Here is a 7,623-nt window from a genome sequence, read left to right on the forward strand (position 1 = left end):
AAAAAAGGTTCGTAGTCAGGACTTTAGTCCTTGAATTTCTGCGGACTGAAGTCCTGAGTACAAACAAATACCAAAGGTTCGTAGTCAGGACTTTAGTCCTTGAATTTCTGCGGACTGAAGTCCTCACTACTAAGCAATCTGCGCGATCGCCCTACCGCTTCACCATATTGTGTTCCCACTTCCAAACACAGCTAGAAATCAAGTTCGTGCAGACATGAGCCGTAATTGGTACTAACAAATTGCCAGTAGCTAAAACACTGTAACCCAGCAGGAAACCCACAGCCGTCGCCCAAACAGCATAAGGCCACTGATCCATTCCTCCCAAGTGCAGAATTCCGAAACAAAAACTCGATAAAACTAAACCGGTTACATTCAATCCCAAACCAGATAGCATTACGCCTCGAAATAGCAATTCTTCGCTAAGTCCCGGTAGCAGTCCCAGCCAAATTAAATCCGGCCAAAACAAAGGTTTGAGCACTACTTCTAAGTAAATGTCCGCACTCCGGCGATAACCGGGCCAGAGTTGGTATACGATCGCACTACCGCCTGTAATTGCCAATCCGATCGCAAATCCTTTGAACAAATCTATGACGATCAATTTTACGGGCAGAAGCGATACCGATCCAAATATCAACCACAATTTAGCTACCGCCAGCAACATAATTGCTGTCACGCCCATTGCTACTAAAACCTGAGTGCGCGTCAACGGTTCAATTTCGGGATTTTCGGGAAGTTTTTCTGGCACTTAATCAATTTTAGATTTTAGGTTTTAGATTTTAGATTTGTTGAGTTGAGTCTGACAAACACCGCAGGGGGGAGATGTCTGCACTCAAGGAAGCTGGGCTGATGCCGGCTCGTAAAGCGACCAATACGCCGATCGCCTCTAAATATGAGTTTACCTGCAAAGCTTTGATTCCGAGTTTTTCTGGAGTAGCCTGCATCAGGGTTTTGTTGTCGCCCACTGCGATGATTTGTACTGTCGGTCGCCGGCTCAAACTCAGAATAGCACTGCCGCCGCAGGCTGTGGCGGGTATTACCACCGCATCGACTCGATCGGCAGTAATGGATAATTGGCTGTGTTCCTGGGCTTTCTGTGTTGTAAACTGGGGAGCTTTGCTTAGTCCTGCGAGCACGCAAGGTAAGAAAGTATAACCGATTTCCTCCGCAGCCGATCGCGGGGACAGGTGCGGATCGAGGGGAAGTGGCGACAGGGCGGGGGCGTGGGCGCAGGGAATTTTAAATGTTCTGACAATCAGGTGACTGATGACTGCTTCGGCGCCTGCGAGGGGATCGACTCCTTTGCCGCGGCGGTAGTTTTCCAGGGCGATACTACCTTCATCGTCGGGAAATCTGGCCACAACTGCGATCGCCTGGACTTTGGCTTGTGCGATCAATTTGTCGGCGGCGCGCAGTAAACTGTCGGGATTGCCGATCGTCCCCCAGGATGCCCCTGATTCTGAAATGCGCAATTCTACTTGCAGGGGGCGATCGGTCAAAATACAGTCAGTTATGTTTAAACCCAATGTGGCTCTAGCAGCATCAACGGCTTGTAAGTGGCGCAATTGTAACTCAGGTTCGATCGCGCAATCCACGATCAAGCCGATGCGATTTTGATGTACCGGTTGCAGTCCCCAGCATCCGGCGGCAAATTTGTCAAGAGCATAACCTTCGACGTAAAGGGCGTTAGGTATGGGCCAATAAAGTTGAGCGCCGTTGAGGACGTTGGGGTGAGCGATCAGGGTGTCGGAGATTTGGGCGATCGCCCTAGCCACAGGTAGCGCATCTCCTGCAAACCCACCGATCGAGGCTCCAACGCCTGTGGGGACTATCAAAACCACTGTTAAAGGGCGGGGGTTCACGCTGCTACCGGGGATGCTTCCACGAGCACGTAGCCTTCTACCAGGGCTTTTTGGCGATCGACATCCACATCTGTGACTGCCCAGCGCAGGGGTTCGCCGTGTTTTTGCAGTTCAATTTCAATGGCCGAGTGGAGTTCTTCGGCGGTGTCGCAAAGGTCAACTTCTGCGGAAATGAAATGGGTGGTCATGGGGCGATCCATAATGGTTTTACCGCGATCGGTATTGCTGTCAATTTTAGTCTATTTTTAGGATTTACCGAACTGGCGATCGTAAACAATGTCTTCTTTTTCAGTTTCTATCTTCAAGTGCGATCGGGGAAAAGAAACACAAAGTAACACATAACCTTCAGCCTGAAGTTCGGGACTAACGCCCATACAATCAACCTGCTTGAGTTGACCCTCAACAACCTTAGCAGCACAAGTAGTACAAACCCCCGAATTGCAAGAGTTGGGCAAATCAATCCCCGCGGCGATCGCAGTTTGGAGAATTGGTTGATCTTCCGGCACTTCTACGGTATAAGTGCTGCCTTGGTGGAGTAATTCAACAGTGTAAGTTTGAGACATATTTCAATTATTGGTTTTAATTCCCAATTGGAATCTACGGTAGATTTGCAAACAAAGCAATCAGTATTTTACCGCCATTCGTCACTTTGTGCAAATTTACATTTTTTTGGGAATATTCAAGGATTGAGGGATTGAGCGGTATTGAGATTTTAGTCGTAGGGTGCATCGCCACAAACCATCTCCAACTAAATATCGACCATCTCATACATCCGCACTTGGATTATTCAATAGACTTGCATTCCATTCCCCAATTAAAATATAATGTAGGTTTTTCTGTGTTTTTATGCCTTTTATCTACAATTTTTCTATTAATAAAAGTTCATCAAATCCACCTAAAATTATTTGGTAGAAAAGTTTTATCAGCTTGGTATAAATAAGTAACCAATCTTTTACTTCAACCCAACAACTCATCAACAGCCACACTAAAACCAGCCAAAACAAGCTGAGTGCTAATCGTAGAACCCAGATTAAAAGTCAACTTTTGAGATTGAGTCATAATCATAATCCAGCGACTTTCGGGAAAAACAATCCAAACTTCCAGACAACCAGAATCCAAATACTCTTGTGCTTTCAAAAAAATATCTTCCGCAATATCAGTAGGAGAAACAATTTCAGCAATTAATAGCGGACTTTGAGGAAAAGTAGCAACATCGCCATATTCAGCAACAAGTTCAGCAGTCAGATAAGCAACATCAGGGCGACGCACTCGCCTGTCAGTGCGACAAGGAACTTCCGTATAGACTTCGCCGCCTTGTCCGCTAGATATCTTGTAACTTCTCCAAGAAAAATCTAGTCTAGATTGGATTCTACTGTGTTTTACTGTCATGCCATTTTTCTCCGATATTTGCCCGTCCACCCATTCCATATCGTCGGGTGGACTAGCGATGAAGTCTTCTAGAGAAACATTTTCTGATAAAACGGCTGCCATTACCATAGCTATTTACTCCCTTATAACTCCTAATTAACGTCGTCGGCGGTAAGGTGCGCACTGCGCACCCTACATTTTATCTTTTTTTGTCAAGCAAATTACAATGCCCAATACCTAATGCCCAATTTACTCAATATCAATTTGATTGGGAGGATTTGGTTGACTAAGTTTGTCATCCTTCAAAGTTTTGCGTCCAGAAGTTGCATAATCCTTATACAAATCCACAAACATCTTTGTCAACTGCTGTAAAGAAAGCTGTTCCCCATTAATTTGAGCTTTCATATAAGCTTTCAGCACTTCAATGTAAGCCAAACCGAGGGCAAGCGTGAGAGTTGCCGCCGTCGCACCGGAGATAGCTCCGCCGACAATTGTACCCGCACCCGGAATCATTTTAATCAAATTAGTCACAATACTTCTACCAACAGCAGTCACTCCACCAGCACCGCTAATAGCAGACAGCATCGCTGAGACAAACCCCTTATCAAAAGGCATTCCAAAAATCACAGTAATATTCGCAATCATTGCCGTTTGCATCGCCATCAAAATCGGCGCATCAGCAAACGGTACGGGAGTCGCGCCGACAATCGCAGAGCCCGCCACATAACCGCTTACATACTTAAATGCCATATCGGATTTGAGCGCAACATTAGCAATTTGTTCTTTGACAAAAGCTTTTTTAGCTACTTCCGGTAGCAGTTGAAAAGTTGCATCGACCAACTTGTCTAAACCGTGAGATTTTACAGTATAATCCTCATCAATTTCTTCCGGTTCAGCCATCACGGGGATGATTTGACTGACTGGCAAATTCATGTGTTCCAGTTGCTTGAAAAACTCGCTCGGTTTTTTTGATGTAGTTTGAGTCAGAACTAAAATAACTGGTACATCTTTAACTTCCATTTCTTTTAGCCAGCTTTCCTCTACAGCTTCTATTCTATTGGCGCTGTGATTGATGCAGTACCAGATGACGTGTATGTGTTCTTTGGGGTGCAAAAGTCTTTGGTCTTCAATCAGTTTAGCAACGTTTAATTGAATAACTTTAATTTGTTCGGCGTTGAGTTCCAGTCCCGGAGTGTCGTAAACTGCGATCGGGCAATTCGGTTTGGTATATTGGCGGATGCCGTGAGTGACGGGGCGGCCGACTCCGGTTTCGGCTAAGCGCTGGCGAAACACAGAATTGATCAGGGTACTTTTGCCGACTCCGGTTTTGCCGATGACTAAAACATTGCACTGTCCCACTTGGTTTTCGGCGTCTTTGAAAGCGTAGTAACTTTTGTTTAAAAGCTCATCTAGGGAAAAGTCGTCTGACATGGCGTTTTGCTCCGAGAATAGTGGGATATTAAGGATTAAGCATTCATTTTTAATATTAAGCCCACCGAATAGAATTCGGGGAGTTTACGGGCACACAAACGAAGTTGTTAATGTTAAGCCCGCCGAATAGAATTCGGGGCTACACAAACGAAGTCCGCGCAGGCGGACTGGGAGAGTCTTAAGAATATTGTAGCAATTTGAGTTCAGAATTAGTGGAACGCTTAGAGGAGAGTTTTGTGTCGCGAATGTGGCATGAAAGGTTGTATAATTTAGTTTAAGCTAGCAATCGATCGACCTCAATGCTAAAACCGAGCAGGATTTGCTGAGTGCTGGCTGTATCGCCAGATCGAAATGTCAGTATTCGATCGTGAGTCATCACGAATATTAAACAACTTTCGGGAAAAACTAACCAGACTTCCTGACAGCTAGATGCTAAATATTCTTGTGCTTTGAGAAAGACATCTTCAGCAATATCGGTAGGTGAAACTATTTCGGCAATTAACGAAAAACTTTGGGGTAAAGTGGCAAGATTGCCAAATTGTGCAACTAATTCAGGTGTGAGATAAGCGACATCAGGGCGGCGAATTTGTTGGTTAGTGCGACAAGGAACCTCGACATAAGCTTCTCCCCCTTGTCCGCTGGAATCTTTATAATCTCCCCAGTAACGACTTAGCCTTGACTGAATTTTACCCGTCTTTAGTGTCATGCCATTTTTCTCCACAAGTTGGCCGTCTACCAATTCCATGTTGTCGGGTGGCTCGGTGACGAACTCTTCTAGAGCTAAATTATCTGATATTATGGTAGCAGTGACCATCGTTATTTCCTAGCTTTTACAAAATTCACTTATTACTATTATGACCGATCGGGAAGGCGATCGTACTTTTGCCGAAACTGCTGAAATTATACTGCAACGCCGTCAGGTAGAGCGACAGGTAAAAACCTGTCGCTTGTCGGCATTACGGGTATTTCCTGCACTCAACTTATGCAAATAAATCAGTTTCTCGGCTCATCTTTACAGAACAGCAGGCAGAGGGAACCTTGCAATAGCGACATTCCCAATCGCTAGGTTTTGGGTTCGGAGGTTGAGAATTACAAAGCATGGCAATTAACTGCTGCAAACGCTGTCTAAATTGCTCATTAACATACCACTTGGGAATATCTAAAATGCAATCTCGATAAACTAATCGCCCGTGCGGAATGTGACCTTTAAACAGATCTTTGGTTTCGGGGGCAAAGGGCAACATTGACATATAGAGAAGCACTTGCATTTTATGTGAATCTTTGCGCTTGCCTGTTTTGATATCTTCGACAACAGCCCAATCATCTTTGATAGCAATAATGTCTGGTCTGCCGGCAACGCAGAGTTCAAACATTTGACCTTTATATTTGAATGAATTTTGATTTTCAACATAGACGGTGAAACCTTCTTTTTGCAGTTGTACTGCTCGTTGAATCAGCTTTTCTTCATGTTCTGAGGGGTCATAGGTACTCGGTTGTTTTTCATATTGATAGTGAGTTCGTTGCCATAATGCGTGTAGGCAATCTTTTTCGGTTGCTAAAAGTTCGGCAATCCCAGTTACAGTGGCGTAGGGATTAAATCTTTTTGGCGCTTGTGTCAGCTTCATAATCAACTTCCTTTTGGTTAAAATTCAAGGTTCATAGTTTCACTATAAAAAAGTTGACATAGTTGGCAATACCCTTGACGTAGTTGTTTTTATAGCGAGCTAGTTTTTCTAGTTTATTTATTTGAAATAGTCTAAATAGTTGAAATAGTTTGATGATTTGAGTGCCTTTTCTTTCTGCTAGGGATGTGCTAGATTGAAAGAGAGGTTTCAGAAACCAGGTTTCTCGCTCGTTGCATAATCAGAGGTATCCCGATGACTCCTGAACAAAAAAAGTTTCTTGGCGACATTGCCGCAGAAATGAAAACGCAGCCGGCGTTTAATGATAGAGAGTCATTATTTTTCCCACTGCGCTTCGATAAAAATCGCCCTATTGCAGTTCAACATAAAGAAATTGCTGAAAACTTAATGCCAAAAGATCCTCTTCTTGGAGGTGTAAATTATGCAAGTTCAATCGGCACAACGGTGCAAAATATTGTGAGTGCAATGGTAGGGAGATTAGAAACCGAACACAAAAAAGCAATTTCAGGTCTATATGAAGCGGAAATGAGAGCCGATGGGGTTGATGTTGATAGCTTACTGAATGGAAAAAAAGGAGAAAAAGGTACTTGGGAAGTCGTTTATGATTGGATGTGGAATCATAAATATCTGCGGTGGCTTGATGAAAATGGCTGGCAATTTTTGCAGAAAAAAGCTAAATCGCCTCCCAATTGGCTACAGTTTTTGACCGAAGAGGAAATGACAGCCGTGCAGGTAAATAGAGGCTTAGTTCGGCAAACACCTCCCCCTTCGGTACAGAAAATTACGCTAACGATTCCGGCAAATCAGTCGCTTTGGATGGAGATTAATTTAGAAAGTTTAGAAAGTTCTAATTATCAATTGCTGTTGTTGAATCGCAGCGAAGATGGGCAATGTTTACTATGTCCATCATCAGGCTATGCACCGAATTCTATTATGGAAAAAAGGGTAACTTGGTTTCCTCAAAAGGATTCTTGGGCAGATTACAACAAGCAAAACTTTATGTTTGGAGAAGCAGGAAATGAGGAATTCTTAGCAATTGCCTTGGAAAAGCCTTTGAGTTTGCCTTGGTTAACCCCCCACCAAGAGGAAGAATTCCCCGAATGGAATGCTGAACGGATTAAGGAGTTATTTGAACAGTTGGAGCAGCAAGGCAATTGGCAAGTTTTTTATCAAAGTTTTGAGGTGGTGGAAAAACAGTAACCGGTAAGATACAAACTTAGTTTCTTTAAGAAGCCGGATTTCTAACCTACTCAATACTTTGAATAAATTTAATGTTATTTCTCAGCCATTCATTGACCAAAACTTGCACTTCAATCTTTTTA

10 protein-coding genes are annotated in these 7,623 nt (G+C 43.7%); 2 read left to right on the plus strand and 8 right to left on the minus strand.

What is annotated here, in order from left to right; genetic code table 11:
• Nucleotides 1–151: 151 nt before the first annotated feature.
• The 7 genes from QT974_RS08345 to QT974_RS08375 form a co-directional block, all read right to left on the minus strand.
• On the minus strand, nt 152–745 hold the full coding sequence (locus QT974_RS08345; protein WP_333468041.1) for a CPBP family intramembrane glutamic endopeptidase: 594 nt from the start codon (nt 743–745) through the stop codon (nt 152–154).
• Nucleotides 746–776: 31 nt separating this feature from the next.
• Nucleotides 777–1,859 (minus strand): DUF3326 domain-containing protein, encoded by a 1,083-nt coding sequence (locus tag QT974_RS08350; protein ID WP_333468042.1) that lies wholly within the window; start codon nt 1,857–1,859, stop codon nt 777–779.
• A complete protein-coding gene (locus QT974_RS08355) occupies nt 1,856–2,047 on the minus strand; it encodes a hypothetical protein (protein WP_333468043.1) in 192 nt (63 codons plus the stop codon). Before QT974_RS08355 ends, QT974_RS08350 begins: the two co-directional genes overlap by 4 nt.
• A 57-nt stretch (nt 2,048–2,104) precedes the next feature.
• The gene (locus QT974_RS08360; RefSeq protein ID WP_293180336.1) at nt 2,105–2,422 is read right to left on the minus strand and encodes a 2Fe-2S iron-sulfur cluster-binding protein; all 318 of its coding nucleotides are present in this window, start codon (nt 2,420–2,422) and stop codon (nt 2,105–2,107) included.
• Between the two features lie 394 nt (nt 2,423–2,816).
• Nucleotides 2,817–3,356 (minus strand): Uma2 family endonuclease, encoded by a 540-nt coding sequence (locus tag QT974_RS08365; RefSeq protein WP_333468044.1) that lies wholly within the window; start codon nt 3,354–3,356, stop codon nt 2,817–2,819.
• A gap of 120 nt (nt 3,357–3,476) precedes the next feature.
• Entirely contained in the window at nt 3,477–4,658 is a 1,182-nt protein-coding gene (locus QT974_RS08370) for a YcjF family protein (protein ID WP_333468045.1), read from the minus strand.
• A 274-nt stretch (nt 4,659–4,932) separates the two neighbouring features.
• Entirely contained in the window at nt 4,933–5,472 is a 540-nt protein-coding gene (locus QT974_RS08375) for a Uma2 family endonuclease (RefSeq protein ID WP_333468046.1), read from the minus strand.
• Between the two features lie 40 nt (nt 5,473–5,512).
• Here QT974_RS08375 and QT974_RS08380 point away from each other — a divergent pair, with 40 nt between their 5' ends.
• Complete coding sequence (locus QT974_RS08380) at nt 5,513–5,650, plus strand: hypothetical protein (RefSeq protein ID WP_333468047.1); 138 nt, start codon at nt 5,513–5,515, stop codon at nt 5,648–5,650.
• Here QT974_RS08380 and QT974_RS08385 read toward each other — a convergent pair.
• On the minus strand, nt 5,639–6,283 hold the full coding sequence (locus QT974_RS08385; protein WP_333468048.1) for a CRISPR-associated protein Cas4: 645 nt from the start codon (nt 6,281–6,283) through the stop codon (nt 5,639–5,641). The genes QT974_RS08380 and QT974_RS08385 overlap by 12 nt on opposite strands.
• A gap of 252 nt (nt 6,284–6,535) precedes the next feature.
• Here QT974_RS08385 and QT974_RS08390 point away from each other — a divergent pair, with 252 nt between their 5' ends.
• On the plus strand, nt 6,536–7,501 hold the full coding sequence (locus tag QT974_RS08390) for a hypothetical protein (RefSeq protein WP_333468049.1): 966 nt from the start codon (nt 6,536–6,538) through the stop codon (nt 7,499–7,501).
• Nucleotides 7,502–7,623 lie beyond the last annotated feature (122 nt).

The organism is Microcoleus sp. BM001215392, assembly GCF_036700185.1.
In the GTDB taxonomy this organism is placed as follows: domain Bacteria; phylum Cyanobacteriota; class Cyanobacteriia; order Cyanobacteriales; family Microcoleaceae; genus Microcoleus.

Bases quoted from the DNA above. Each gene is read 5' to 3' on its own strand.
- QT974_RS08355 (WP_333468043.1), bottom strand. From the start codon at position 2,047: ATGACCACCCATTTCATTTCCGCAGAAGTTGACCTTTGCGACACCGCC.
- QT974_RS08360 (WP_293180336.1), bottom strand. From the start codon at position 2,422: ATGTCTCAAACTTACACTGTTGAATTACTCCACCAAGGCAGCACTTAT.
- QT974_RS08365 (WP_333468044.1), bottom strand. From the start codon at position 3,356: ATGGTAATGGCAGCCGTTTTATCAGAAAATGTTTCTCTAGAAGACTTC.
- QT974_RS08370 (WP_333468045.1), bottom strand. From the start codon at position 4,658: ATGTCAGACGACTTTTCCCTAGATGAGCTTTTAAACAAAAGTTACTAC.
- QT974_RS08375 (WP_333468046.1), bottom strand. From the start codon at position 5,472: ATGGTCACTGCTACCATAATATCAGATAATTTAGCTCTAGAAGAGTTC.
- QT974_RS08380 (WP_333468047.1), top strand. From the start codon at position 5,513: ATGACCGATCGGGAAGGCGATCGTACTTTTGCCGAAACTGCTGAAATT.
- QT974_RS08385 (WP_333468048.1), bottom strand. From the start codon at position 6,283: ATGAAGCTGACACAAGCGCCAAAAAGATTTAATCCCTACGCCACTGTA.
- QT974_RS08390 (WP_333468049.1), top strand. From the start codon at position 6,536: ATGACTCCTGAACAAAAAAAGTTTCTTGGCGACATTGCCGCAGAAATG.